Here is a 24,557-nt window from a genome sequence, read left to right as displayed (position 1 = left end):
ACACTTCCGACACGGCGCAAAGCTATGGAGAGAAGATCAAGGGCGCGATGGCCTCCGCAACGCAAAGCGTTCGCGAGACCACGCATGATCTGACGGCACATGCGAGCGACGCCGCCGGCAATCTTGGTGACCGCGCGCAGCGCGGCGGTGCAGCGGTTCAACAAGGAGTAGGCAATATGGCACAATCGACGCGTGAGGCGCTTGCCTCGGTCACCGGAAATCCCTTCGCGCTGGGCGCGGTCGCCGCCATCGTCGGCATCGTCGCCGGCTCGTTGATCCCAACCAGCGACGAGGAACAGCATGCGCTTGGCGGGACGGCTGATCGGTTGCGCTCCGCAGGACGCAATCTCGCGCAGGACGTGGTGGATCGTGGTGGCCGTGTAGCTAACGAGGCGCTCGGCGCGGTCAAAGACAGTGCTCAGGCGCATGGACTGACGACGGATAAGCCGATCGGCGACGTGGTCGCTGATCTAAAGAGCGGGTCGCTGGCCGATTCTGTTAAGCAGGTCGCGTCCGAGGCGGTCGATGCCGGAAAGCAAAGCGCACAGAAGCATTTTGCTAGCGGTGAGGGCGGCGCTCCATCGGACGGCATCAACTGACGGCAGCGAGGCCGGCCGTTGCCGGCCTCGCTGCCGTCACGGCCATGGCTGCCGGGAGAACAGCGTGGACCGCACTAAACATGGGCTGTTCCTGGTCAGCGTAATCGTTCTTTTCCTGACAATGACGACGGTTTGGACCGTGTCGTCCAATTAGCCAGGCGTTCGCCACCCGCTACCATCGCCTTGGCGATGAACACGCCGCTGCACTGAGCAAGGTAAGCCAATGGCCGTCACGCGCATGTCCAATCCTGACGATACAGCGCGTGGTCGGAGAGCGACTTCGCCGCTTGCGATTCCTACCGCTGGGTGGAAGGACATATTGACCCGTACGTGGGAAGAAGCTGGCGAAGACAATGCGGGCCTCGTGGCCGCCGGCGTATCGTTCTATGGGTTCCTAGCCCTTGTGCCGCTGCTTGGCGCAATCGTGCTTAGCTACGGTCTGATCGCCGAGCCCGCATCGGTGATGCGGAATATGCAGAACTTGGCCGCGGTCATGCCGGCCGACGCTGCCAAGCTGATCGGCGAGCAGTTGATGAACGTCGTCAAGACATCGGGCACCAAGAAGGGATTCGGACTGCTACTCGCGCTTGCACTCGCGCTGTTCGGCGCGCGCAACGGTGCTGCCTCGATCGTGACCGCGCTCAACATCGCCTATGAGGAAAAGGAAACCAGGAGTTTCATCCGTCTTAATCTGCTGGCGTTGGCAATCACGGCCGCCGGCGTGCTCGTCGCAATTATCGCATTGGTGGCGATCGCCGCGCTTGGCCACCTTGAAACGCTGTTCCCGGGCGCGCCAGGCTTCGTCCTCGTGGCTGGCAAGATTCTCTCCTACCTTCTGGTAGCGCTTGGCGGGGCGGCGGGCGCGGCGACGCTATACCGCTATGCGCCGAACCGCCGGACGGCTAAATGGGTGTGGCTGACCCCCGGATCGCTATTCGCAGCTGTGGCATGGCTTGTGCTTACTATCGGCTTTGGCATCTACGTTGCTAAATTTGGCAATTACAATGCCACCTATGGGTCGCTCGGCGCGGTGGTCGTCATGCTGACTTGGCTCTATCTCTCTTCCTATGTGCTGCTACTGGGCGCGGAGCTAAATTCTGAGCTGGAGCAGCAAACTGCGCACGATACCGCGACTGGTGCCGAACAGCCGCTAGAATCGCGCGGAGCGCGTTCCGCCGACACAGTCGCAGGGGCCGAACCACCAGCGACCACCCCGCGCGGTGAGTCCGTGCCGGAGCATGTGGTTACCTCTAACGCACGGTCGAGCCTGACCAAGGATTTCTTGACGTGTCGAGCAGCTCAGTGGGCCGGCGCCCTTGTCGGCCTCGATCCCGTCGGCGTTGTACCCAGTCTCCTAACGACGGGCGGTTTGGCCCTGCTCAAGCGACGCGAGCGGACGCCCGCGGGACTGGCGCTGCTTGCCGCGGGCGCGCTTCTCGCATGGGTGTGTGGGAGGCAGCCATCAGCAGCGCCGCCCTCGTCCTCCCCTGATCATGAATTCAAGCGTTGAGCCGAAAGACTGTCTATGCACCTCTATAATCGACCCGTCATTTTCCTGCTCACCTCCGCGCTGGGTATGGGTTCTGCGCAAGCGCAACCCGCGCCGGCGCCTCAGAAAGCACCGGCTGATCCAGCCCCTGCTATTCCCCCTGCTACAGCGGCCGCTCCGGCGAGGGCCGCTCCGCGAGTCTCTGATCAGATGTTCGACGCGAAGATCATGCAGGCGCAGGTCATCCTTGATCGTCTTGGCTTTTCGCCTGGCGTAATCGATGGAAAGCAAGGCTTTACGCTAAAGTTGGCACTGTCGGGATTTCAGCAGATGCACGGTTTGCCAACAACCGGCGTACTTGATCCTGCCACTACCGCAGATCTCGCAAAGCTCGCCGGACCGCCGCCAGAACTGGAGATAACGCTTGCTCATGGCGATATTGTCGGCCCCTATGTCGGGCCCTTGCCCAAGCGTGAGGACGATCAGGCAAAGCTTGCTACGCTCGGCTACGCCAGCATCTTGGAAATGCTTGCGGAACGCTACCATACGACGCCTGTGACGCTCGTTGCGCTGAACTCTCCCAGCACGAGGCTTGGCGAGGGTGCCAAGATCAAGGTGCCAAATGTCGCTACCGCCGCGCACGACTACCCGGCCGCCCTCCCCGATGGGTACAAGCAAACCCTGTCCGGACTGAATGTTGCGTCAGGGCAGCCGCAAGCCGACCACCTCGTCGTATCGAAATCGAAACGCAGCCTGTCGGTCTACGACGGTAATAACAAGCTTGTCGCGCAATTTCCGGTTACGACCGGCAGTCAGCATGATCCATTGCCAATTGGGCATTGGAAGGTGCTCGGAGCCTCGTACAATCCCGAGTTCCACTTTAATCCCAAACTGTTTTGGGATGCTAAGAAGGGTGAAAAGAAAGCGACCCTCCCGCCAGGACCAAACGGCCCGGTAGGCATCGTTTGGCTCGATCTCTCCAAGCCGCATTATGGTATCCACGGAACGCCAGAGCCGCAAAACATCGGCCGAACGCAAAGCCACGGCTGTATTCGCATGACAAATTGGGATGCCGCACGCGTGTCACTGATGGTCAAGGCCGGCACCCCGGCGATCTTTGAAAAATAGGTCATGCCCTCCAACCCAGATAAACTGGCAGGTGAGACCCACGAGGGGCCCGTAAGTGGTCATGTCGAGGCAACAGTTCAACGTCTCATCGAGCTGCAAGTCGAGCATGACCGTCAGGCGTCGACCATGCAGCGGGTTGCCAATCGTGTGACTGCGGCGCTTGGTAAGCCAAGTTTTGTCGCATTCATCCTTACTTTAATTATCATTTGGATGATCGGTAATTATATCGCCGACCAACTGGGGGTGCAGGTACTTGAAAGGTTTCCGTTCCCTGATTTGGCGTTCTTTGCGACGATCGGCGCGCTGGTCGTGGCGCTCTTGATTTTGACGACGCAGCGCTACGATGAAGCACTCGCTGAGAAGCGGGCGCAGCTCACGCTTCAGATTGCGATGCTCGGCGAACGCAAGACCACTAAGATCATCGCGCTCCTGGAGGAACAGCGTCGCGACAACCCCCTTTTGGCGTCGCGTATTGACGTTGAGGCTGACCATATGGGGCGACCCTTGGATCCATTAGAAGCGCTCGAAAAGGTTCAGGCGGCGACGTCCAACGATCAAGCGGACTGACAATCAATCAACACTCTGTCGAAAACAGATCGGCGTAAATTATCTTAGCGTTTAAGTAATCATTTTGGGATTCCGTCCTTAAGGGCTGTGACGATAGTCCAATATTACAATGTCGCTTCGGTCCGGGAGGAAACTGTGTCAATCGAACTGAATTTCGAGCAACGTTCTTTGGGTGGTCTGAAGCCGTCACAACCGAACGGGTTGGCGGCAATGTCGCTTGCTGCCCTTGGTATCGTGTATGGCGACATCGGTACGAGCCCACTCTATGCTTTTAAAGTCGCTCTGCAGGCATCTTCTGGGGCCGGTTTTAGCTCGGGGGTGGCAGCGGTTGGCCTTGCTTCGCTGATTATCTGGTCCCTTGTGATCGTCGTTTCGTTAAAATACGCGATTCTTATCCTGAAAGCTGACAATGAGGGTGAAGGCGGCGTCGTTGCCATGCTCGCCTTGCTCGATGCGCGCCACGCAAAAAAGGGAAGCTGGCGCGGCTATCTGCTTGTCATTGGTCTGGTCGGCGCCGCTTTGTTGTATGGGGATGGTGCGATCACGCCCGCAATATCGGTTCTCAGCGCCGTCGAAGGCGTCAAGGTCGATGCGCCGCGTCTCGCGCCGGCGGTCATTCCGATTACCGTCGCAATCCTCGTCATGCTCTTCTTTGTGCAGTCCAAGGGTACGGGCTTTATTGGCCGGATCTTTGGACCTGTTATGCTCGCCTGGTTTGCAGCAATTGCAATTATGGGCGTCGCGGCGATCAGTCGTGAACCGCATGTCCTCATCGCGCTGACACCTTGGCCCGCCATCGCCTATGTTGGACACGCGCCGCTTGGCGTGACGTTTGCAACGCTGGGCGCTGTTTTCCTTGCGGTTACAGGCGGCGAGGCGATGTACGCCGATATGGGACATTTCGGGCGCCTGCCAATCCGATTGGCGTGGTTCGCTATATGTCTTCCAGCTCTGGTGCTGAACTATTTGGGTCAGGCGGCCGACGTATCCATGCATCCCGCCAACGCCGCCAATCCCTTCTTCCAGATGGCTCCTGGCTGGGCACACTACCCTTTGGTCATTTTCGCTACGTCTGCGACTGTGATCGCATCGCAGGCGATCATATCGGGCGTATTTTCGCTCACGCAGCAATCGATCCAGCTGGGATTTTTGCCGCGGCTGCAAATCCGACACACCGCAAGCGAAGAGCAGGGACAAATCTACGTCCCGTTTGCGAATTGGCTGCTTGCCGCGGCAACGCTAGCGGCCGTCCTCGTTTTCCGTTCCTCCGACGCGCTTGCCGGCGCTTACGGCATAGCGGTGTCCGGGCTCATGGTTATTTCGACGATGCTGGCAGCGCTGGTGGCGATCAAATGGGGATATAATCCTCTGCTGGTCTTAGCTGTCAACGGGGCGTTCCTGCTCGTCGACTTTGTGTTCTTCTCTGCAAACGCGACGAAGCTGATCGAAGGGGGCTGGTTCCCTCTGCTCATCGCCGGCATCATTGCCTTCCTGATGCTGACCTGGCGGGAGGGTCTCGGCCTGGTAGAAGCGGTGCGCTCAGTGCAGCGCGAGGATGAGGGACCTTTTCTGGCATCGCTTAAGCAGGAAAGTCTTCACCGAATGCCTGGCGCTGCCGCGTTTTTAAGTGCCTCGCCGACAGGTATTCCGTTGGCGCTGACCCAGCATCTGCGTCATAATCGAGCCCTCCAGGAACGTGTCTTGCTCGTTTCGCTCATTCCACAAAGCACGCCCCACATTCTCGACGCGGACCGCACTAGCGTGACAAGTCTTGCTGACGGCTTTCAGCGCGTCGTGATCAAATATGGCTTCATGGAGCAATTGGACATTCCCGCCGGTCTGGCGATCGCCAATACCTGCGTGCCGTCTTCCGAGCTCGACGACATCAGCTACTATATTGGCCACGAGACCGTGGTAGCCAGCGCTCACGTTAAAGGTATGGCACCATGGAGAGAAGAGCTATTTGTAGCAATGCAGCGAAACACCACGCCGACCGGCTCATCGTTCTGCATCCCATCGCGGCAGGCAGTCGAGATCGGAATGGAGATTGTAATCTGACCTATGCGAGCACCATCCGTTTGTTCACCGCCATCATGTCTGGCAAGAGCGTGGCCAGCCCCGGTCCGACCGAACCGCTTGGCTACGCGCCGGTAAAGCGATGCGTTGGCGATCGTGTGGGTTGTTAGGCTCGGTCGATCGCTCGGCGAGCTGCTCACACTCGTACAGATGCTGCGTAGCCCTCCGGTGTGGACCGCCTTGCCGGGAACGGGTGATTGGCTGACGTAGCACTGGTGCAAGCGACGGTGTTTGCACCGGTGTTGGCGATGGTGCGATGAGTCAGATCACGATTATCTCGGGCGCGGAGCGGCGCCGGGTTTGGACGGACGATCAGAAGCGGGCGCTGGTGGCGGCGGCCTGCGAGCCGCGAGCGAGCGTGGCGGAGATCGCGCGGCGTGCCGACCTGCGGCCGAGCCAGCTTTATCGGTGGCGACGCGATCTTGCCGAGCCGGTGTCGCAGGGCTTCGCGGCGGTGACGGTCGGCGGCGAGCCTGAGCCCGCGGCGGGGTGCACGATAGTACTGGAGGTCGGCGGGGCGGTGGTGCGGATCGCAAGCGATGCGCCGCCCGCATTGGTGGCGGCTGTGGTGCGGTCGCTCAGGCGATGATCCCGGTCCGAAGCGACGTCCGGATCTGGCTCGCGACCGGCTGCACAGACATGCGCCGTGGGATGTTCGGTTTGGCGTTGCTGGTGCAGCAAGGGGTCAAGCGCGACCCGCATGCCGGCGATCTCTACATCTTCCGTGGACGACTCGGCGATCTGATCAAGGTCCTGTGGCATGACGGTGTGGGTATGTCGCTCTATGCCAAGCGGCTCGACCGTGGACGGTTCATATGGCCTGCGGCAACTGACGGCGTCGTAGCGATCACCGCGTCGCAGATGGCGTGTCTGCTCGAAGCGATCGACTGGCGTAATCCGCGCATGACGTGGCGTCCGCAGGCCGCTGGATGATGCTAAAAAGCTAGGTTTTCCGAGGCTTTTTCGCTATCCTCAAGCCATGGCAGCGGCACCCTTCAGCGATGTCACGGCGCTTCGCGCGGCACTTCTGGATGCCGAGGCCGAAGCTGCCCGCGCGAAGGCGATCAACGCCGATCTGGCGGCCCGGGTGGTTCTGCTCGAGTTGCAGAACGAGAAGATGCGTCGGGCACTTTACGGGCAGCGTTCCGAGCGCGGCCAGTTGTTGATCGACCAGCTCGAGCTTGGTCTGGAGGAGCTGGAGGCGAGCGCCGGCGAGGAAGAGGCTCTGGGCCAGCGTACCGCAGCCGGCACCCCTGTCGAGGCATTCACCCGGACGCGACCTTCGCGCAAGCCGTTGCCGGCGCATCTTCCGCGCGAGCGCGTCGTCGTTGCCGCGCCGACCAGTTGCGCCTGCTGCGGGTCGGACCGGCTGTCGAAGCTGGGCGAGGACGTGACCGAGACGCTGGAGATAATCCCGCGGCAGTGGAAGGTCGTGCAGACCGTTCGTGAGCGGTTCGCCTGCCGCGTGTGCGAGGGCATCACTCAGCCACCAGCTCTGTTCCATGCGACGCCGCGCGGACTGTTCGGACCGAGCTTTTTGGCGATAGTCATGTTCGAGAAGTTCGGGACGCATCAGCCGCTCAACCGTCAGCGCGACCGCTATGCTCGGGAGGGCGTGGAGATCAGTCTGTCGACGCTCGCCAACCAGGTCGGGGCATGCGCGGCCGCACTCGCCGCTCCACCGGCTGATCGAGGCGCACGTTCTAGCCGCCGAGCGGCTCCACGGCGATGACACGACCGTGCCGGTGCTGGCGAAGACCAAGGCCCATGTCGGACGCCTGTGGACCTACGTGCGCGATGACCGACCGTTCGCAGGACCTGCGCCGCCAGCTGCCCTGTTCCGCTATTCGCGCGATCGTCGCGCCGAACATCCGGTCGCACATCTCACCGGCTATGGCGGTATCCTGCAAGCCGACGCCTATGCCGGCTACAACACCCTGTTCCGCTCCGATCGGTCGCCGTCACCAGTCACCCGTGCACTCTGCTGGGCACATGCCAGGCGCAAGTTCTTCGAGCTGGGCGACGTCGCCGCGCAGCTGAAGCGGCGTAAGGGTGCATCGGTCATCTCGCCGATCGCGGCCGAAGCGGTCAGGCGGATCGACGAGATCTTCGACGCCGAACGCGCGGTCAACGGCAACACCATCGCGGAGCGGCTTGCCATGCGCCAGGAGATCGCGATCCCGCTCGTCACAGACCTGGAGCAGTGGCTGCGATCCCAGCGTGCCGCGCTCGCACGCCACAACCCGGTCGCGGGTGCGATCGACTACATGCTCAAGGACTGGCCCGCGTTCGTCCGGTTCCTCGACGACGGCCGTATCTGCCTGACCAACAACGCCGCAGAACGCGCGCTGCGCGGCGTGGCCCTCGGCAGGAAGGCGTGGCTGTTCGCAGGCTCCGACCGCGGCGGCGAGCGCCGCGTTCATCTACACGCTGATCTGCACCGCCAAGCTCAACGACATCTATCCGCAAGCCTGGCTCGCCGATGTCCTCGCTTGCATTGCCGACATCCAGCAGAACCAGCTTTACGAACTGCTACCTTGGAACTGGCGACGACCAGCAGAACTGCTCAAGGCCGCGTAAACGCGGTCCTCACCGGATGCTTACGATGCTGCGAGAGTAAAGGGCAAGCCGCCCGGGCCACAACCTCTTGACGGGGACGGGGTTAGCGCAGCGTTCAAACTCGTCGCCGCAAGTATTTCACCGGCTGAACGGCGCGGCAGCTAGGCCTTTAGCTGCGCTTCAGGCGGGCCCGCGACAGACGCCGGTCTTCAAGAGAATAGTATAGCCAGACCTCGCCGTCGCGACTGGTAACGGAAGCGGCAAAAGCGATGTCGCTCGCCGTCCGGTCGGGGACCGGCGGCGGGGTGATCAGCGGCTCGATGCAGCGGTCGACGACGCGGGTGAGTTCGCGGTCGAACGCCACCCAGCCGATCCGCCAGCGTGCATCGTGCGTCGCGCCGTTGTAAAACATCACCGGCATTTCGGGATCGTCGAGCAACATCGGACCTGTCGACAGGTGCCAGTTGTCCCACCCGTCCTCCCGCGGCATGAACGGCGTTGGCTGCTCGTCCCACGGCCCATCCACCTTGGGGCCGATCGCCAAGCCTACGCGGCTCGCCTCGTCGGCCGCATATTCGTAGAACAGGCTCCATCGCCCATCCTTCTCGCGATCGACCGTGGCCTCCTTGGTGTTACCCAGCGACTTTGTGGAGGCAAGCGCCACGCCCGCTTTCACCAATCTGTCGATGCCCAGCCCGGCGGCGTAGAACATCTCGCCATGCGCCATGTCGGCCTCAACACCGGTGTAATAGACGACGTAGCTCCCGTCCTCCATCTTTACCACGGTGGGGTCTTCCACCCCGCCCGAATCCTTCTCGCCCGTACCGCCAGGCAAAATAGAGGCCTGGTCGAGCATCGCAAAGTTTACGCCGTCATCGCTCCAGCCGGCCCAGATGATGCCGGTGTCGGTCATCGGCTCGCCGGGCCGCGTTACCGCGCGCACCATGATCCCGAACCGGCCGTCCGGCTCCAGCCAGACATACGGGCTCATCAAATCGCGCCCCATCAGCAGCGGCGGACCCATTAGCTGAATGTCCTGCAGTTCTTGAACGTTGAAATCGACCGAGCCGGACGACGGATAGACCAGCACCTTGCGGTCGCCGGTCACGCTGTCGGCGCGCAGCCGCGACCGGATGACCGGTACGCCGGGCGCGATCTCGGTCTGGTTGGTGGCGGCGGCGGCGGGCGACGTAGGCGTCGCGGGCTTGTCCCCGATCATGCGCCAATCGCCTGCATCAGCGATAGGCCGCCATCGATCACAATCCTAGCGCCGGTGATGTAGGTGGCCTTGTCGGAGGCAAGGAACACGGCGAGATCGCCCACCTCCTCGGGTCTGCCCGCCCGGTTCATCGGGATGTTCTGTTCCAGCGTCTTGCGATAGACCGGATCGGCGCTGGCTCGCTCGTTCATTGGGGTCAGGATCATGCCCGGTTCGATGGCGTTCACGCGGATGCCATTCGGCGCCTCCTCAATCGCAAGCGTCTCGATCAAATTGGTCAAGCCGCCCTTGGCGGCGCAATAATCGGCTCCGCCAGCCCGGACCGCATAGGCATGGATCGACGATATGTGAATGATCGCACCGGGGCTATTTGCGGGCCGGTCACGCACGAAACGGCGCGATGTCAGGAACGCGCCGGTCAGGTCGGTATCGAGCATGCGCTGCCACTGCGCCATCGTCATTTGCCGCACTGGAACGCCCGCCATGTTAATGCCGGCAGAGTTGACCAGAACGGTAACGAGCCCGAATGCCTGCTCGACGGCCGCGAATGCCGCCTCGACCGATGCCTCGTCGCCGACGTTGCATTGGACCGCGATCGCGTCGCCGCCCGCCGTTTTCACCTTTGCGACGGTATCGCCTCCATCGTTATGGGCATCGTGGAACAGCACTACTACCTTGTCGCCGAGCGCTCCGAACGCAATCGCGCAAGCCGCGCCAATCCCGCTTTCCGCGCCGCTCACTAATACACACCTACCGTTCACCATAACGTTTCCTTTGTCGAAGACTCTCCGTTCGCCATACTTCGGCCTGGGAATGTTCAATCTGCTGCGCGATTGCCGTCGCGGGTTTAGGGAAGAGGCGTAACACCCGATCTAATCAGCGGGACAAAAAAAGACCCCCAAAGTGGGCATACCCTTACGGGCAGCGCCTGGAGAATTCGACCCGAAATACGGGTGAAGGCGCAACAAAGCAAATAGGGCGGCGCCTTTTTGGGATCTCTTTGGGGCAGCTACGATGGTCATTCGTCACCAAAGCCAGGTGTAGTAGGGCGGCGACCCACCATCACGCATGCTGATCGGAGTGGGCGTGATCAAGTCGGCCCCAAGAACCGGATAAGGACCGTAGCACAGGTCGCCTAGCGCGCGACGATAGTGCGCGTTCATCCGACGCCAGCGTCGATGCTTCGGGCCATCGTCAAGCATGTGGCAGCGTTGGCAAAGGGCCGCTAACTGGTGGAGCGCGCTGTCGCTGGGATTACGGTCGCAGATCTTGCCCTGGCGGCCGATGCGCAGGCGTTCTTCAGCGCGTGGTGCACTCGGCAATCGCCCGCTTATTGCCGTTTAGCACGGTTGCTCCCCGCTCCCGAACCCGTCATTCCACAATCAGAGTTGGTAGGGGTGAGCGATGGACAGCAGCTATGATCACACCGTTGGAACCCCCACGGTGAACGATTACCGACGGCTGCGCGTCGCCGCTGGATTGACCGCTCGAAGCCAGGCGGCTGCCGAGGCCGGTTTGCCAAACACGGTGGTCGCTGTCGTAGTTCGCCATGAAGGACGTGCGGTCGGCATGGGTCGTGCGATTGGCGACGGGCTGTTTTACCAAATCGTCGATATCGCAGTTGAACCCGCACATCAGGGAATGGCCTTGGGAAAGTGATCGTGTCGAACTTGATGGAAGCACTTCGGCAGGTAGCGCCTGCCGAAGCCTATGTAAGCCTAGTCGCTGACGGTGAGGCCCACAGGCTTTACGCTCAATACGGCTTCAGCCCCACTGCGCCTGCATCGATTGGCATGGCGCAGTGGATCGGCCGATAGCGCTTCTCGCTAAACCGAAAGCAGCCTGTCGCCTATCCTTCCAAATCCGGCCGATCTGCTTAGGTTTCATTTCGCCCTGAGTCGGAACCGAGCCCTTTCGTGGGAGCGCGGCGTCAGGCCAGAATGATGACGTTCAGCCGCTTTACGAAGCGCCGCGCCACCGCTTCCCGCGACTCCTTGTTGGCGCCGTAGGCCTCGAAGAACGCGGCCAGCACATCCTCGCTAGCCGGCACCGGCGTGTCGCTGTGGAACAAAGGCTCAGGCACGTACTCGATGTCGAGCTGAATCCGCTCGGCAATGGCGTCGCCACGCAAGAGGCACGCGACCAGCAGCGCCCTATCGAGCCCGGTGGTTACGCCGGCGGTGCTGACGTAGTTGCCGTCGGCCACCACCCTAGCACGGACGGGCGTCGCCCGGCAGAAGCGCAGGAGGTCGTGCGCCGCCCAGTGGTGGTCGCCATTCGGTCCCTGAGCAGCCCCGCAGCCCCGTAAAGCAGCGCCGCCGTACACACCGAGAACACCAAGCGGTCTGCTGTCGCGTGGCGACGGATGAGGCTGATCACCTCCGGGTCGTCCATGATGGCCTGCTAGCCGAGCCCGCCGGCAATGTGCAGGACGTCGAACAGGGGCGCTTCGGCGATCCGGAGGACGCGCGTCAAGGTTAACTCCTTGACGTCGACTACGGGTGTGAGCGAGCCCGCCACGACATGAACTTTGGCGCTGGGGATGCGGGAGAACACTTCAAACGGGCCGGCGCAGTCGACCTGATCGAGACGGTCGAAAATGAGCGCACCAATGGTGATCGCCCCTTCGCGCCGTGCGGGCCGCGGGCGGTCCCCGAAGACGACGGGAAGCGTCCGAGCCGCGTCTGTTGCGTCCGTAGATCGTGATGGTGGCGAGTGCATAAAATCTTCCTGCGAGCTGGGGTCAAAGCATCGGCGGCGCGATCCTGCTGGACCGGCCGCCGATCATCCAGGTCAGCCGAACGAAACAGGGCCGACCGCGCCAAACCAGTGCTTGACCTTTGACTGGCTCCGCTCGTCCATGTAGAAAAAGTGGGTCATGGTCGGATGGACAACCGGACCGCCGTTGTCGGGGGTCATAGTCACCTTGCCGCGGAACACCTTAAGATGCGGGCTGTCCCAATACTCTAGAACCTCGTGATGCGCGGTAAAGCCGGAGTCGATGAACTTCCGCAGGTTCTCACGGATGGCCTCGCGACCGTGCCAGTCGGCCACGCCCAGGTTGCAGACCGCGTCCTCGGCGAAGCAGTCGAAGCCCTTACCCCATGTCTTGTCGTCGATCTCGCGCCAGAAGCCGATCAGCCAGGCGGGCGCTTGGGTCTTGGTGAAGGTCACTTGTATCATTGCTGCCTCCTCTTTGGGCATACGGGTGGGCCGGATGGCTGCCGCCAGGGAAAGAGCGTACGAGAAGCCGGCCACGCCGAGCGCCGCGCAAAGCAGCTGCCTCCGGCTCGCTCCGACATCGATGGACCAGTCCATGCCTCTTCCTCCGCTTACGTCAGGTCGGAGCATGCTCGGTGCCAGTCGGCGACGGCGCGATCCGCCACCGCCAATTAGCGAACGAGACAATCGTCGCAATTACCTTAGAGGTAATAGAAGTTAGCGTCGAATCAATTAACCGTGCTTTGCAGCGCAATGCGACGCTAAATTAGAATGGAAAGACGCGACATGACCAAGACCGCTTATCTTGGCGACCTGCTGCGCGAATGGCGTTCGATCCGGGGTCGGAGCCAGCTCGACGTGTCGCTCGAGGCCGACATCTCCCAGCGTCACCTGAGCTTCATCGAAAGCGGGCGAAGCGCGCCGGGGCGTGACAAGCTCGTTAACATCGCAGAGGCGCTCGACGTGCCGCTTCGCGAGCGGAACGTCCTGCTGCTCGCCGCAGGCTATGCCCCCTTGTATCCCGAAGGGGCGTGGGACGCGCCGCAGATGAAGATCATCACTAAAGCCGTGGCCCGCATGCTCAAGGTACAGGAGCCCTATCCGGCCGTGTTGATGGACCGGCACTGGAATGTACTGGCGGCCAACGATGCCTTGCCGCGCTTTTTCGGGCGGTTCGTCGACATGGCCGCGCGAGCGGGTCCGCGAAACCTCCTGCACCTCATGTTCGATCCCTTCGGCATGCGCCCGTTTATCCGCGACTGGGAGCGCACCTCAGCGTCGCTTATCGACAGAGTGCGCCGCGAGGCCGTCGGCCGCGTGATCGACCCGAAGACCCGCGAGCTGCTAGACGCGCTCCTCGCCTACTCCGGTATGCAGGACGGTCGCGGATTCCGCGGTGCGAGCGCGGACCTTCCGATGATCCCGCTCGGGTTCGAAAAGGACGGGGTGACGCTTAATTATTTCTCCATGGTCTCCACCATCGGAACCCCAACTACGGTTGCCGCGCAGGAACTCCGGGTCGAATGTATGTTCCCCGCCGACGAGGAGACGGAACGCTGCCACGCTACCTTCATGGATGGTCCCTGAGGCTGTACTAACCATCAGGTAGAGCCACTCGCCTACACGTGCCAAAGCAACCCCTTTTTCAACGTTAGAACTTCCGCTTCGAGGTACGGCAAAACAGGCTTTCGTTATGCGTCCAAGCGGCTTCGAGTCACCCTTTCCAAGTCGGCAGTGTGGTCATTCGAGTCATTTCTCTAGGAAGTTGTGGCCGATGAGGTTGACCACGTCCTTCATGTGGCCGCCGAGCATCGCTTTGGTTGAGTAAAGTGCTGTGCCGTAAACCTGGGTGGGCTCGATGTGCGGAGGAATCACCAGCTCGAAACGGTCGGTCACCACATCCAACAGCGCAGCGCCGGGCGCGGCCAGCCATTCGACCACCGCCGCCTCGAGATCCTTTGCATGCTCTACACGCCTGCCCCACAGGCCCATCGCCTCCGCGACGCGTCCGAAGTCGGGATTCTTCAGATCGGTGAAGGCGTCGAGCAAACCCTCAACTTTCTGCTCGATCTCGACGAAGGCGAGCGAGGAGTTGTTGAACACCACGATCTTTATCGGAAGACGCTCTTGGACAGCCGTCATCAGGTCGCCGAACATCATGGCGATCCCGCCATCGCCGGACAGGGAGATGACCTGCCTGCCCGGAAATGCGGCGGCCGCCCCCAGTGCGTTCGGCATGGCGTTGGCCATCGTCCCGTGTGTAAGGCTCAGCACCGTTCGGTTCCGCCCGTTGGCTGGGACGTGACGCAGCAGCCATACCATTGGCGACCCGCCGTCCGCCGTGAAGACAGCGTCTTGCTCGGCGTGCTTGGCAATGAGCTGCGCGAGGTACTGGGGATGTATGCTGTGGTCACTCGCAACGGCCCGTCTGTCGAGCTTCGCATACGCCTCGTCACGCGTGCGTCTGATCTCTTTTAAAAATCGATCATCGTCGCGCGGTTCGATGCGGGGGAGAAGCGCGTCGATCGTAGCGGCGATGTCCCCAACGGCACCCAGGTCGATCGGGTGCCGGCGTCCCAGATGGGTTCCGTCGATGTCGATTTGCACGATCGTGGCGCCGTCAGGATAGAACTGACGCCAGGCGAAGTCGCAGCCAAGGAGGAGCAGCGTGTCGCACTCCATCAGGGCCCGATACCCGCTCTCGACACCAAAGACGCCCGTCATCCCTACGGCAAACGGGTTGTCGTATTCGAGGAAGTCTTTCGCGCGGGACGTGTAGGCCACGGGCGCCTTTAGCCTCCCGGCAAGCGCGACGACCTGGTCATGCGCGCCCTGGCATCCCGAGCCTCCGTATATCGCAACTTTGCCAGGTCTATTTAGAGCCTCGGCGATGCGCGCCAGCTCGTCGTCGCCCGGACGTGTAACGGGTGTGGTGCGATGCACACGAAAGGGCGGCTGCGGCGGGGCCTTAGCCTGGGACACATCGGCTGGAACGATCAGCACGGCGACGCCGCGTTTGGTAAGCGCGGCTTGCGCGGCAGCCATGGTAAGCCGGCGTGCGTTCTCAGGCGTGCGGATCTCTTCGCAGAATACACTGGACGCAGCGTAAACTGAGCGGAAGTCGACCTCCTGAGGAAAGTCGAAGCCGATCTCGCTGCGGACGATCTGGCTCGCGATCAGCACGACGGGGCAGCGACTGCGGTGCGCATCGTAAAGTCCGTTGATGAAGTGCAGGCTGCCGGGCCCGCAGGATCCGGCGCACAGCGCAAGTTCGCCAGTCAACATCGCGTCCGCCGCGGCAGCGAAGCCCCCCGCCTCCTCATGCCGCACATGGACGAAGCGCATTCCGTTACGCCGGATCGCGTCGGTGACGTAGTTAAGCGTGTCTCCAGGAACCCCGTAGCACCGTTGCGCCCCGGCCTCCGCCAGCACTTCGATGATGATATCTGCCACCGTCTGGCTCACTGGATCGTTCCCTCCTATTAGGTGGCCGACGCCGTCTGCGAAGGCGTCGGCCGGCAGTGCCGTCGTCAGCCGCCGAAGCCGCCATCCTTGGTCGTCATCAGGATCGACTTGGCGTGCGTATCCGCCTCTCCGCCCGGCGCTGGCGAGGCTGCGGGTTCCTGAGCCGAGCCGGCGTTCTGGGTTTCATCCTCCGGTCCCGTCCGTAGCATCGGCAGTTCGCCCTTGTTCACCTGCATGAGCAGCTGCTTGACGCCCGGCATTGCCTCTGAAATCGGAGAGTCTTCGCCGACGATCGCGATCAGCAAACCCTGGTCGTCATCGGGCGCCGGCACGAGGTTCTCGAACGAACGCGGGACGCCCGGCGGAAATGACACGATGTCGTAGGGATCGAGATCCGCCGATTCCATGTGCGCCGGACTGGACTCCCAGGTGAAGCGCCACTTCCCAGTCAGCGGAATGAAGGTCTCGTTGGTGTTGTGGTTGTGCAGCACCGGGCCGTTGTGAGGTTTGGCGCGCAGAAAGCCTACGCTAAAGCCAGCCTTTGGATGGATCGCGGACGGCGTGTCGTCACCCACCGGGTTAACGGCATCGGCACCCTTGGGCGGCTCGAAGCCGAAAACGTTCAGGATGAACTTTTGGTGGCCCTCGATTTCGCTGTCGGGCAGGCCGTGGCTCGAGCCCTTCAGGTCCTTGAACCTGGCGACATAGCCGGCCAGCATCTCGTCACGGGTGATCCAGCGGATAGGTAGCATGACACGTTCTCCTTCATGTTGCGTGTTCAGGTTGCGACGTCAAAGCGGGCCCGCACTAGTCGTCCGAACTCAGCGGGACGCTGCACCGACGGCAGGTGGCCGCCGCCCTCGATCCGGTGCTGCTCAGACCCGGCGAAGCGGGCCCGTACCGGATCACGCATGGCGGGCGGCAACAGGGGGTCAGCGTCGTCGTCGAGCACCATGACCTGCGCGGGGGACAAGGCAGGAGGAGCGAGCGGAGGGGCGGCCATCATCAGCAGCAGTCGCGACTTGTATCCATCAAATGGCTGAAGCGGGCCCACAAGGGCCTGAACCACCGCCTTCAACCGTATGTGTCCGTCGTCATCGGAAGCGTCGCCGGGGATGCCAGCGAGGTTAGCCTTAACGATAGCTGCCGCGTCCTTTGCTTCGAAGACGGAAATTGGCGGCGACTGGGCCAGAAACGGGCGTACGTCGAAAAAGCCGTTGGCGACGATGAGTTGCTCGATCCTATTGGGATGCGAGAGCGCGAAGCCTTGGGCAAGGTATCCTCCCAGCGACGACCCGATGACGCTGACCCTTTCTAAACCCAGCGCGGACAAGAAGTCCGCGAAGCCCCGCGTCATCTCCTGGGCGTCCGTGATGCTCGGGGCGTCGACAGTGACCACGTCGACCATGCCGCCAAGCGCCATTGCCCCATCGAACAGGAGATCGCCTCCGCCCTGGATCCCGGGCAAAAAGACGACAGGAGGCCTGCTTCGATCGACTTGGTTCCTACGATAGATCCAGCTGTGACCCGCGACTTCGACCGACCGTCGCGGCCAGTCGCGCTGGAACCGGACCAATTTTTCCAAGACGTCACGCTCAATCGCGGACCTGCGGTCGGGCGAGCTGACCGTCATTGCGCGCGCGCGATCGCCGATTGCAGCAGGCCGCCAATAGAGGACCCGACGCTTGCGTTAATGGCTGTCGCGGACTTGGGATAATTTGCTACGGCCATAGCGAGATCCCCGGAGTGAACGGGCCTTTTCGGATGGCGTGTGGCTTAGGAGATTGCTTGATCGCCGCAGTTTTCTGGCTTGGTTGTGGGGTCTGATCGCCGCTTCCGTATTCCGCTTTTGATTGGAAATTTCAGATACGCGCTGTCGTCTTTAAGCAGGATGGTAACTTTACCGGCGGGTCGCGTTACGATGCTCAACGATGGAGCAACCGACATGACACAATTCTCGCTGGCCACTGTCAGCACGCAAACCGGGCCGGCAGCGGCACTTATCGTCGCGAATCGATGCTTCCTGCTGGCTCAGCTGGATCCCGCGCTGGCGGGCGTCGACGCGCTGGCCGTGTTGAGATCGTGGGATTCCATGCTACCGCGTTTGAAGACGTTGGCGGACGCGGCTCCGGCATCGAGCGCCATCGCCGATCCCCATATGCTCGCCCCGATCCTATATCCCGATACCCTGCTGGCGGTGGGCGCGAACTATTCCGGCCACCTAAAGGAAATGGGGCTTAAAGTGGAGAAGTGGGCGGTCATGCCGTTCTTCATCCGCCCCCCGAGGACGACGCTGGTCGGCCCAGGCGAGACGGTGCGAATCCCGCGCTCGACCAAGCAGTTCGACTGGGAATGTGAACTGGCCATCGTTGTGGGGGCGCCTCTTCGACACGCATCCAAGGAGGAGGCGGCCGCGGCCATTGCCGGATACACGATAGGCCTCGATCTTTCTTGTCGGGATCTTATCCCTGTCGACAACGAACTCCATGTCGATCTTCTTCGAGGGAAGGCGCAGGACACGATGGCGCCATGCGGTCCAGCCATCGTGCCCGCGGAGTTCATCGATAACGTAGACGATCTGAGAATACAGCTATCTGTCAACGGTGAGACCATGATGGACGCCCGCACCTCCGAGATGCTCTACAAGTGTGACGAGATGCTGGCGACGATCAGCGAATACATTACGCTGGCACCCGGTGATATCTGCTTCACGGGGTCACCTTCCGGTTCCGCCGGCGTACATGGCGACCGCTGGCTCAAGCCAGGTGATCACATCCGCGCCGAGATCGAGCAGGTCGGCGTCCTCGAAGTGACGATGCGCTCCGATGGATAAGGAAATGCTGCCGATGACCAACCCCGACACCCCGGCGATCAAGGGGATCCACCACATCAAACTCCCCGTCACAAACCTGCATCGTTCACTCGAATTCTACCAACAGGTCTTCGGGGCGGAGCGGATACCGCAGGCCGATCATCGACGCGAGGACGATGGAGCGCTCTACGCGTACATCTGCGAGGTGCCTGGACTGGGGACCAAGCTGGAACTTCGGCTGAACCCTGAGCACGCTGAACGCCAGCGTGGGTTCGACTTTCTCACTATTGCAGTCAGCGACCGGGCGGTGCTTGAGCTTTGGCGGCAACGGCTTAATCAGCTCGGGCTCGAGAACTCCGGCGAGATCGTCGCGATACAGGCGTGGCTGATCGCCTTCGACGACCCGGACGGGCACCGGCTCAGGCTGTATACGCTAGAAACGCACGGGCCGGAAGAAAAGCCAGACGAGGACAACATCTGGCTTCGGAACTAGCTCTCGGGGGAAGCTGCTGCGGCGGCAACCCTGGCAAGATGACGCCACTTTCCGGGTGACTCCCCGACCCCTGTCCGAAATGCAGTGGTGAAGTGCGTCTGAGACGAGAAGCCGACGCTCATTGCGATGTCCGAGAGCGTCGTATTCTGAAGCACCAGCATCTCCTGAGCCCGCTCTAGGCGCCGCCTAAGCAGATACCTGCTAGGCGTCTGACCCAAGGCCTTGGCGAACTGGGCCGCAAAGTACACCGGACTTAATCCAACATGGTCCGCAAGATCCTTTAGCGTCAGCCGTTCGGAAAGATTCGCCTCGATAAACTCCAACGAGGCGCGGATGCGCCATGGCGGCATTGAGGACCCCGCCGCCCCTCGCTGCCCCGCGCTACGGGCGTGTCTGCCCAGAAGCCTGTTCAGCGCCATTGCGGCAAGCACGTCGGCCTCAAGCAGAAGCTGGTCGTCCTCCGATTCCGCCATGGTGACCATGAGACCCGCCATTTGGCAAAGCACCGGGTCGTGATGTGATCGATCGTCATCAAGCTCCAGACCAGATGGTGCGGCTGCCTGATATAAATCCTCGTACGCACTCGGCACCATCTCGGTCGGGATGAAGATGTGTATCGCTTCGAAAGGGCGGCGGAACCTGCACCTCACCTCTCTCGATGGGGCGGTAATGGACACCATGCCGGTGTTGGACGGACCCTCATATTTTGCTTTGCCGTCGATGTGGCATGAGACCCAGGCGACCTCCAGCGGTATTACAACCGTATAATGGGCTGCGAGCCCTGCCGAAAAGTGCTCCGTCTCCCCGGACTGTCCATCCCTCCACCTAGTCGCAATCATCTTGGAAGAGCCAGGAGAAGACTTAATAAGAGAAGGAGTGCGTCCCCATGAGACCGATCGCTCAAGGTTCAGCAACCCAGACCCAATCTTGCCCGCTCGGTACATCGAAAATCTCCTCGACGGCTAGTGCATAGCACATAGTGTCATTCAACCGATAGTGAGCTGCTGCCTGTTCCGTGGACACCGAGATAAGGTATTTTTGAAACCGGAGTATGATGACGTAACGACGGAAGTTCAAATTTGAGGCGATGAGGCGCTCGGCGCCAAGGTCCGGGCCAGCTTCATCTCCAGCTATCGGACATACGGCGCGTGTTGCGTCTGGCACGACCTTATGGCCGAAGGCTTATCATGTGGTTTGCATCGTATTGAGCGGCTGATGCGTGTCCACGGCCTGAAGGCCCACCCACGGCGTGGTGGCCTGCCCAAGGACGACGGCCTGCGGTCAGTCGTTGCAGATATGGGTGCCGGTCTCCCATCAGACGTTCCCAATCGAGCACGCGCTGCCTGAGCTGTATCTCTCATCTTGAGGGTGGTTCCGCTTGTTGGCAGTCGGCCAGGCTACCGGGTTCGGCGAAGCGTATCGGGTGTTCGGCGAAACCTGTTTGCGGTTGAAGCCCGAATAACCGCTTCGAGATCCGTCACCCGATGGAGCGGATTTATGTCAATCAATCGATTTGCCCGCCGCAATAGCTGCCAGGATGAAAACGTGGAGCGTGCCTTCGTCGACGACTTCCGCGTGCCAAAGGGTGTCATGGTCCGGCGCAGCCTCCTGGGCGTCGCGTTGTCCGGTTTTGCAATGCCGACGCTGGCTCAGCTGGAACGCGCAGGAATCTCTACGACAGAACCATCTTGGAACTTGGCCGACATTTATCCAAACGTCGCGTCACGGGATGAAGCACGCACAGCAGTGCTCGGTCATTTGGATACTCTACGCGAGGCTAACCCTATCGACAGTCCAGACACACTCCTGGAGGTGCTACGACTACAGTCCGATCTCGAAAGGCAAGCCGAAAAGGTCGAAACCTACGCGACTTTGGCGGCCGACGCCGATCACCGGGATGCACCGGCGCAGGAGCGCCTTCAGCTTGCAAATGCCCTCTCGGTCAAAATGGATGACGCAGCCGCGTGGATCCCGCCTGCCGTCGTTCGTTTAACCTAGACAGTCATGCTCCTTCAGGGCCGTGGGGACGGAGGCCGCCCCGCTCGAGCAAATAGGCGGGGGACGCGCAGGCCACGAGACGGAAGGGTGTGAGCGCGGGCGCGATGAATCTGAAGTCGACCAACTCGACCATCCGGAATACCGCTTCGAAGCCCTCCTCGGCAAGATGCTATTGCAAAACCGCACGATCGCGTCGACGATCGGTCTGCAAGCCAGGGCCTTGATCCTTAATCGCAGGGTCGGTTCCCCATGGCGCCATCCAACTACGAAGGGAACGACACATGGTCGATGATTCGATACTGGCCGGCAAGGTGGCGATCGTGACCGGCTCGGGCGGCGGTATCGGTGCCGGTATAGTGCAGCGACTTGCGGCGCAGGGAGCCATGACCGTGGTGAATTATCGTAGCGACGCGGCCGCGGCGACCAAGATCGTAACGGCGATCACTTCGGAGGGCGGCGTCGCAATCGCGGTGCAGGCCGATGCAAGCGATCCCGGGCAAATTGCTTCGCTTTTCGACGAGGCGGAGGTGGCGTTTGGCCCGGTAGATCTCTTGGTCAACAACGCCGCTACGCGCGGCCCACACGCATCGGTCCACGACGTCACGCTTGAGCAATATGACCAAATATTCAAATCCAACGTGCAAGGCCCGCTGCTGTGCACGATCGAGTTCGCTCGTCGGGCGAAAAGAGGCGGCAGAATCGTAAACATGACGTCTGGTCAAGCGCGGACTCCGATGCCGGGATCATCGCTCTATGCCGGGACGAAGGGCGCGCTGGAGGCCTTCACGCGGGCCTTCGCGGCGGATCTGGGACCACTTGGCATCACAGTGAACGCCGTCGCCCCTGGTGCGACCGCCACGGACAAGTTCAAGACGGCCAACTCGGACGCGGTTAAGCAGAAGACGATTCAGGACACCGCGCTGGGGAGGCTAGGAACGCCGGATGATATCGCCGACGTGGTGGCGTTCCTGCTATCCGATGCCGCGCACTGGGTAACAGGTCAGGTCCTAGACGCTAACGGCGGTCTGCGACGATGACTCCAGCATCACCGGTACTGCAATAGAGCGCGAGCCGGCCGGCTCGCGCTGACTCATCTACCAATGCATTTCAGTAATCGTGAGAGGACGATATCCCGTAGCGCTGCGGAAGACCAGCCCGCCGATCAATGCAGCTGCGCGGCACAGCATGAACAGCAGGCCGGTGCCACCTCCCGCGTCCAGGAACCTACCGCCGGTCTCATCAACAAGCCGTGGGGCACCGACTTTCTCTATGCGCTGACCATCGACCCGGGCAAGCTGTGCCACAAGCCACACATCGACTACCTGCGCCAGGCGGGCAGCAAGGCAATCGAGCTGGTCATGTAACTCATCATGCGCGGTGTGTTGGGACCACGGGCGCATGAAATGCACCTCTTCTACTACTTGCCCGCGAGCAACACCGCGGTCGGCCACACGGGGACGGCGGCATGAGGATCGCCCTCGCAGGTGCCGGCGCATTCGCGGAAGCGTATGCCCCTGTCGAGACAATACCAACTTGCAGTCTCCGAGACGTCGCATCGCTGAGGCCGTGATCGCGGCACAGCATGGCGGTCATGCCGCCAACCCGGTGCTCGCACGTCGCGACCTCGGTATGCTCGGCCGATTGGTCACACTGCAGACCGTGATCGTCCAGGGATCGGACTGATCGGAGGCTTGTCTCGCGGAGCGCAGGCCAGGCGCCACCTGCTTCACGGCTTAAATTCCGCGACTACCTCGCTGACGAAGCTCCTTAGCTTAGGCGTCTGCCGTCGGTCCGGATGAAACAGTAGGTGCATCGGGCGGGACGGAGTGTCGTAATCGGGCAGCACTCGGACCAGGCGACCGGACGACAGGGATGCGCGCGCCAGATCTTCGGCAATGAACGCGATCCCGAAGCCCTCCAATGCCGCTTGAAGCAGGGCTGCGGCGTTATTGACGCGCAGTCGGCTGCTGATCTCAACCGCATGCGTCCGACCGTCGCGTATGAACCTCCAGTCGTTCACGGTCGGCCCCGAGGGGTTGGCATAACCTAGACAGTCATGCTCCGTCAGAGCCGCGGGAATGGAGGGCGCACCCCGCTCGATCAGGTAGGCGGGGGATGCGCAGGCTACGAGGCGGAAGGGTGCGAGCGGGCATGCGGTGAAGCTGGAAGCGACCGCCTCGCCGATCCGGAATACCGCTTCGAAACCCTCCTCGGTCGGATCGACAAAGCGATCACTGAGGACGAGGTCGATCTCGACCGCTTGATGACGCTGCAGGTAGCGCGTCACGAGCGGCATCAGGCTATGCGTACCGAACGTCACTGGCGCATTGATCCGCAGTCGGCCACGTGGCTCACCCCTTGCTTCGTCAGCTAGTGAGTCCGCCCATTCAGCATCGGCGAGTACGAGCTTGCATCGATCGTAATAGGTCTTGCCGATCTCCGTCAGGCTCTGTCGCCGGGTGGTTCTGTTCAGCAGGCGCGCGCCGATCCGGGCCTCCAGGTAGGTCACATGCTTGGCGACCATCTGCGACGAGATGCCCAGCGCGCCCGCCGCCGCAGCGAAGGATCCAACCTCCGCCGCCTTGGTAAACGCAGTCATGCTGGTAATCCGGTCCACTCGCCACTCCTGGTTGTGAGACCTGGGTTGTGAACAGCATTTATGGAGCCGTCGCAACTCGCCATCTAACGTTTTCAGCAGCGCGCTTGGTCGCTGGCATTTTTCAGAGGTCATCCAAATGAAAGTCGGCATCATCGGCGCAGGCAATATCGGCGGCGCGTTGACTCGCAGGTTCCGCGTCGCAGGGCATCAGGTCACGGTCGCCAATTCGCGCGGCCCCGCCACCCTACAGGCGCTGGCGGAGGAGACTGGCGCTACCGCAGGTACGATCGCCGACGCGGTGGCGGGCTTGGAGGTGGTGGTCGTCACCATCCCAATGCACAACATACCCGGCCTTCCCGGCGACCTGTTCGCCGACGCGCCCGCCGATCTCGTCGTCATCGACACTAGCAACTACTATCCTCGGGAGCGTGACGGCAAGCTCGACGGGATTGAGGACGGGGGCACGGAGAGCGGCTGGGTCGAGAAGCATCTCAGTCGCCCGGTAATCAAAGCGTTCAACTCGATTATCGCCGACCACCTGCAGAATGGTGGCAAGCCGGCAGGCGCGGTAGACCGCATCGCGCTGGCGGTGGCGGGCGACGATCCCAAGTTCAAGGCGACAGTCATGGCGCTGATCGACGGCATCGGTTTCGACACGGTAGACGCCGGCGACATCGCGGACTCATGGCGTCAGCAGCCCGGCACGCCCGGCTACCTCAAGGATTACGACGTAGCAGGCGTTCGCCGCGCGCTCGCCGGAGCGATCAACGAGCGTAAGCCCGAGTGGCGTGCGACGCCGGACAGCCCAGGCAGCTTCGATACGCCCGCTTGA

The 24,557-nt window shown here is 61.8% G+C and carries 25 protein-coding genes and 2 pseudogenes; 17 read left to right on the top strand and 10 right to left on the bottom strand.

What is annotated here, in order from left to right; genetic code table 11:
- The 8 genes and pseudogenes from RH91_RS19190 to tnpC all read left to right on the top strand — a co-directional run.
- The coding region (locus RH91_RS19190; RefSeq protein ID WP_010164885.1) for a hypothetical protein at nt 1-599 on the top strand (599 nt) is incomplete at its 5' end.
- A 319-nt stretch (nt 600-918) separates the two neighbouring features.
- The gene (locus RH91_RS19185; RefSeq protein ID WP_232283601.1) at nt 919-2,109 is read left to right on the top strand and encodes a YihY/virulence factor BrkB family protein; all 1,191 of its coding nucleotides are present in this window, start codon (nt 919-921) and stop codon (nt 2,107-2,109) included.
- Nucleotides 2,110-2,298: 189 nt separating this feature from the next.
- A complete protein-coding gene (locus tag RH91_RS19180; RefSeq protein ID WP_010164883.1) occupies nt 2,299-3,216 on the top strand; it encodes a L,D-transpeptidase family protein in 918 nt (305 codons plus the stop codon).
- Between the two features lie 3 nt (nt 3,217-3,219).
- Entirely contained in the window at nt 3,220-3,783 is a 564-nt protein-coding gene (locus RH91_RS19175; RefSeq protein WP_010164881.1) for a DUF1003 domain-containing protein, read from the top strand.
- Between the two features lie 135 nt (nt 3,784-3,918).
- On the top strand, nt 3,919-5,841 hold the full coding sequence (locus RH91_RS19170) for a potassium transporter Kup (RefSeq protein WP_232283600.1): 1,923 nt from the start codon (nt 3,919-3,921) through the stop codon (nt 5,839-5,841).
- A 274-nt stretch (nt 5,842-6,115) separates the two neighbouring features.
- Nucleotides 6,116-6,448, top strand: a complete 333-nt coding sequence (gene tnpA, locus RH91_RS19165) for an IS66-like element accessory protein TnpA (RefSeq protein ID WP_010164877.1) — start codon at nt 6,116-6,118, stop codon at nt 6,446-6,448.
- Nucleotides 6,445-6,792 carry an IS66 family insertion sequence element accessory protein TnpB gene (tnpB, locus tag RH91_RS19160; protein WP_010164876.1) on the top strand — a complete coding sequence of 116 codons (348 nt, stop codon included), beginning with the start codon at nt 6,445-6,447 and terminating at the stop codon, nt 6,790-6,792. The genes tnpA and tnpB overlap by 4 nt, the downstream gene beginning before the upstream one ends.
- 46 nt (nt 6,793-6,838) lie before the next feature.
- A pseudogene (gene tnpC, locus RH91_RS19155) lies at nt 6,839-8,439 on the top strand (IS66 family transposase).
- 148 nt (nt 8,440-8,587) lie between these two features.
- Here tnpC and RH91_RS19150 read toward each other — a convergent pair.
- Nucleotides 8,588-9,637: a glycosidase gene (locus tag RH91_RS19150; protein ID WP_010164871.1), complete on the bottom strand. Its 1,050-nt coding sequence runs from the start codon at nt 9,635-9,637 to the stop codon at nt 8,588-8,590.
- A complete protein-coding gene (locus tag RH91_RS19145) occupies nt 9,634-10,401 on the bottom strand; it encodes an SDR family NAD(P)-dependent oxidoreductase (protein WP_029624081.1) in 768 nt (255 codons plus the stop codon). Before RH91_RS19145 ends, RH91_RS19150 begins: the two co-directional genes overlap by 4 nt.
- A 640-nt stretch (nt 10,402-11,041) precedes the next feature.
- On the opposite strand from RH91_RS19145, the gene RH91_RS23245 reads away from it, so the two are divergent.
- Nucleotides 11,042-11,296 carry a GNAT family N-acetyltransferase gene (locus RH91_RS23245; RefSeq protein WP_010164869.1) on the top strand — a complete coding sequence of 85 codons (255 nt, stop codon included), beginning with the start codon at nt 11,042-11,044 and terminating at the stop codon, nt 11,294-11,296.
- Between the two features lie 271 nt (nt 11,297-11,567).
- On the opposite strand, the gene RH91_RS22110 is transcribed toward RH91_RS23245, so the two are convergent.
- The 3 genes from RH91_RS22110 to RH91_RS19130 form a co-directional block, all read right to left on the bottom strand.
- On the bottom strand, nt 11,568-11,843 hold the full coding sequence (locus RH91_RS22110) for a hypothetical protein (protein WP_051116744.1): 276 nt from the start codon (nt 11,841-11,843) through the stop codon (nt 11,568-11,570).
- Between the two features lie 197 nt (nt 11,844-12,040).
- Nucleotides 12,041-12,358, bottom strand: coding sequence for a hypothetical protein (locus tag RH91_RS22105; protein WP_051116743.1), 318 nt, complete (start codon nt 12,356-12,358; stop codon nt 12,041-12,043).
- A gap of 72 nt (nt 12,359-12,430) precedes the next feature.
- On the bottom strand, nt 12,431-12,955 hold the full coding sequence (locus RH91_RS19130; protein ID WP_010164868.1) for a nuclear transport factor 2 family protein: 525 nt from the start codon (nt 12,953-12,955) through the stop codon (nt 12,431-12,433).
- A gap of 189 nt (nt 12,956-13,144) precedes the next feature.
- Here RH91_RS19130 and RH91_RS19125 point away from each other — a divergent pair, with 189 nt between their 5' ends.
- The gene (locus RH91_RS19125; RefSeq protein WP_037479882.1) at nt 13,145-13,945 is read left to right on the top strand and encodes a helix-turn-helix domain-containing protein; all 801 of its coding nucleotides are present in this window, start codon (nt 13,145-13,147) and stop codon (nt 13,943-13,945) included.
- Nucleotides 13,946-14,107: 162 nt separating this feature from the next.
- On the opposite strand, the gene RH91_RS19120 is transcribed toward RH91_RS19125, so the two are convergent.
- From RH91_RS19120 to RH91_RS19110, 3 genes are all read right to left on the bottom strand, one after another.
- Nucleotides 14,108-15,823, bottom strand: coding sequence for a ubiquinone-dependent pyruvate dehydrogenase (locus RH91_RS19120; RefSeq protein WP_010164865.1), 1,716 nt, complete (start codon nt 15,821-15,823; stop codon nt 14,108-14,110).
- 65 nt (nt 15,824-15,888) lie between these two features.
- Nucleotides 15,889-16,575 carry a cupin domain-containing protein gene (locus RH91_RS19115; protein WP_157137032.1) on the bottom strand — a complete coding sequence of 229 codons (687 nt, stop codon included), beginning with the start codon at nt 16,573-16,575 and terminating at the stop codon, nt 15,889-15,891.
- 26 nt (nt 16,576-16,601) lie between these two features.
- Nucleotides 16,602-17,456: an alpha/beta fold hydrolase gene (locus RH91_RS19110; protein ID WP_010164862.1), complete on the bottom strand. Its 855-nt coding sequence runs from the start codon at nt 17,454-17,456 to the stop codon at nt 16,602-16,604.
- 312 nt (nt 17,457-17,768) lie between these two features.
- Here RH91_RS19110 and RH91_RS19105 point away from each other — a divergent pair, with 312 nt between their 5' ends.
- Together RH91_RS19105 and RH91_RS19100 are read left to right on the top strand one after the other, a co-directional pair.
- Nucleotides 17,769-18,656 carry a fumarylacetoacetate hydrolase family protein gene (locus RH91_RS19105; protein ID WP_010164860.1) on the top strand — a complete coding sequence of 296 codons (888 nt, stop codon included), beginning with the start codon at nt 17,769-17,771 and terminating at the stop codon, nt 18,654-18,656.
- Nucleotides 18,649-19,128, top strand: a complete 480-nt coding sequence (locus RH91_RS19100) for a VOC family protein (protein WP_010164858.1) — start codon at nt 18,649-18,651, stop codon at nt 19,126-19,128. The genes RH91_RS19105 and RH91_RS19100 overlap by 8 nt, the downstream gene beginning before the upstream one ends.
- Here the strand turns inward: RH91_RS19100 and RH91_RS19095 are convergent.
- Nucleotides 19,125-20,072 (bottom strand): helix-turn-helix transcriptional regulator, encoded by a 948-nt coding sequence (locus RH91_RS19095; protein ID WP_081469587.1) that lies wholly within the window; start codon nt 20,070-20,072, stop codon nt 19,125-19,127. The genes RH91_RS19100 and RH91_RS19095 overlap by 4 nt on opposite strands.
- Before the next feature lie 142 nt (nt 20,073-20,214).
- Between RH91_RS19095 and RH91_RS21800 the strand changes: the two are divergent.
- The 4 genes and pseudogenes from RH91_RS21800 to RH91_RS19080 form a co-directional block, all read left to right on the top strand.
- Nucleotides 20,215-20,418: pseudogene (locus RH91_RS21800) on the top strand (IS3 family transposase); the annotation flags it as partial.
- Nucleotides 20,419-20,625: 207 nt separating this feature from the next.
- A complete protein-coding gene (locus tag RH91_RS19090; RefSeq protein WP_010164853.1) occupies nt 20,626-21,126 on the top strand; it encodes an oligoendopeptidase F in 501 nt (166 codons plus the stop codon).
- A 281-nt stretch (nt 21,127-21,407) separates the two neighbouring features.
- Nucleotides 21,408-22,163: a glucose 1-dehydrogenase gene (locus RH91_RS19085; protein ID WP_010164851.1), complete on the top strand. Its 756-nt coding sequence runs from the start codon at nt 21,408-21,410 to the stop codon at nt 22,161-22,163.
- A gap of 63 nt (nt 22,164-22,226) precedes the next feature.
- Nucleotides 22,227-22,490, top strand: coding sequence for a protocatechuate 4,5-dioxygenase subunit beta (locus RH91_RS19080; protein ID WP_010164850.1), 264 nt, complete (start codon nt 22,227-22,229; stop codon nt 22,488-22,490).
- A gap of 362 nt (nt 22,491-22,852) precedes the next feature.
- Here RH91_RS19080 and RH91_RS19075 read toward each other — a convergent pair whose 3' ends face one another.
- Nucleotides 22,853-23,743: a LysR family transcriptional regulator gene (locus RH91_RS19075; RefSeq protein ID WP_029624078.1), complete on the bottom strand. Its 891-nt coding sequence runs from the start codon at nt 23,741-23,743 to the stop codon at nt 22,853-22,855.
- Nucleotides 23,744-23,765: 22 nt separating this feature from the next.
- On the opposite strand from RH91_RS19075, the gene RH91_RS19070 reads away from it, so the two are divergent.
- Nucleotides 23,766-24,557, top strand: coding sequence for an NADPH-dependent F420 reductase (locus RH91_RS19070; RefSeq protein WP_269724696.1), 792 nt, complete (start codon nt 23,766-23,768; stop codon nt 24,555-24,557).

The organism is Sphingomonas sp. PAMC 26617, assembly GCF_000242835.1.
Taxonomy (GTDB): domain Bacteria; phylum Pseudomonadota; class Alphaproteobacteria; order Sphingomonadales; family Sphingomonadaceae; genus Sphingomonas.
This window is presented reverse-complemented; position numbering and strand designations above follow the sequence as displayed.

Coding starts and splice junctions, on each gene's coding strand:
- RH91_RS19115 (WP_157137032.1), bottom strand. CDS start 16,575: ATGCTACCTATCCGCTGGATCACCCGTGACGAGATGCTGGCCGGCTAT.
- RH91_RS19105 (WP_010164860.1), top strand. CDS start 17,769: ATGACACAATTCTCGCTGGCCACTGTCAGCACGCAAACCGGGCCGGCA.
- tnpB (WP_010164876.1), top strand. CDS start 6,445: ATGATCCCGGTCCGAAGCGACGTCCGGATCTGGCTCGCGACCGGCTGC.
- RH91_RS19100 (WP_010164858.1), top strand. CDS start 18,649: ATGGATAAGGAAATGCTGCCGATGACCAACCCCGACACCCCGGCGATC.
- RH91_RS19090 (WP_010164853.1), top strand. CDS start 20,626: ATGTCAATCAATCGATTTGCCCGCCGCAATAGCTGCCAGGATGAAAAC.
- RH91_RS19145 (WP_029624081.1), bottom strand. CDS start 10,401: ATGGTGAACGGTAGGTGTGTATTAGTGAGCGGCGCGGAAAGCGGGATT.
- RH91_RS19125 (WP_037479882.1), top strand. CDS start 13,145: ATGACCAAGACCGCTTATCTTGGCGACCTGCTGCGCGAATGGCGTTCG.
- RH91_RS19085 (WP_010164851.1), top strand. CDS start 21,408: ATGGTCGATGATTCGATACTGGCCGGCAAGGTGGCGATCGTGACCGGC.
- RH91_RS19080 (WP_010164850.1), top strand. CDS start 22,227: ATGCATTTCAGTAATCGTGAGAGGACGATATCCCGTAGCGCTGCGGAA.
- RH91_RS23245 (WP_010164869.1), top strand. CDS start 11,042: ATGGACAGCAGCTATGATCACACCGTTGGAACCCCCACGGTGAACGAT.
- RH91_RS19130 (WP_010164868.1), bottom strand. CDS start 12,955: ATGGACTGGTCCATCGATGTCGGAGCGAGCCGGAGGCAGCTGCTTTGC.
- RH91_RS19180 (WP_010164883.1), top strand. CDS start 2,299: ATGTTCGACGCGAAGATCATGCAGGCGCAGGTCATCCTTGATCGTCTT.
- RH91_RS22105 (WP_051116743.1), bottom strand. CDS start 12,358: ATGCACTCGCCACCATCACGATCTACGGACGCAACAGACGCGGCTCGG.
- RH91_RS19095 (WP_081469587.1), bottom strand. CDS start 20,072: ATGTACCGAGCGGGCAAGATTGGGTCTGGGTTGCTGAACCTTGAGCGA.
- RH91_RS19175 (WP_010164881.1), top strand. CDS start 3,220: ATGCCCTCCAACCCAGATAAACTGGCAGGTGAGACCCACGAGGGGCCC.
- RH91_RS19150 (WP_010164871.1), bottom strand. CDS start 9,637: ATGATCGGGGACAAGCCCGCGACGCCTACGTCGCCCGCCGCCGCCGCC.
- tnpA (WP_010164877.1), top strand. CDS start 6,116: ATGAGTCAGATCACGATTATCTCGGGCGCGGAGCGGCGCCGGGTTTGG.
- RH91_RS19110 (WP_010164862.1), bottom strand. CDS start 17,456: ATGACGGTCAGCTCGCCCGACCGCAGGTCCGCGATTGAGCGTGACGTC.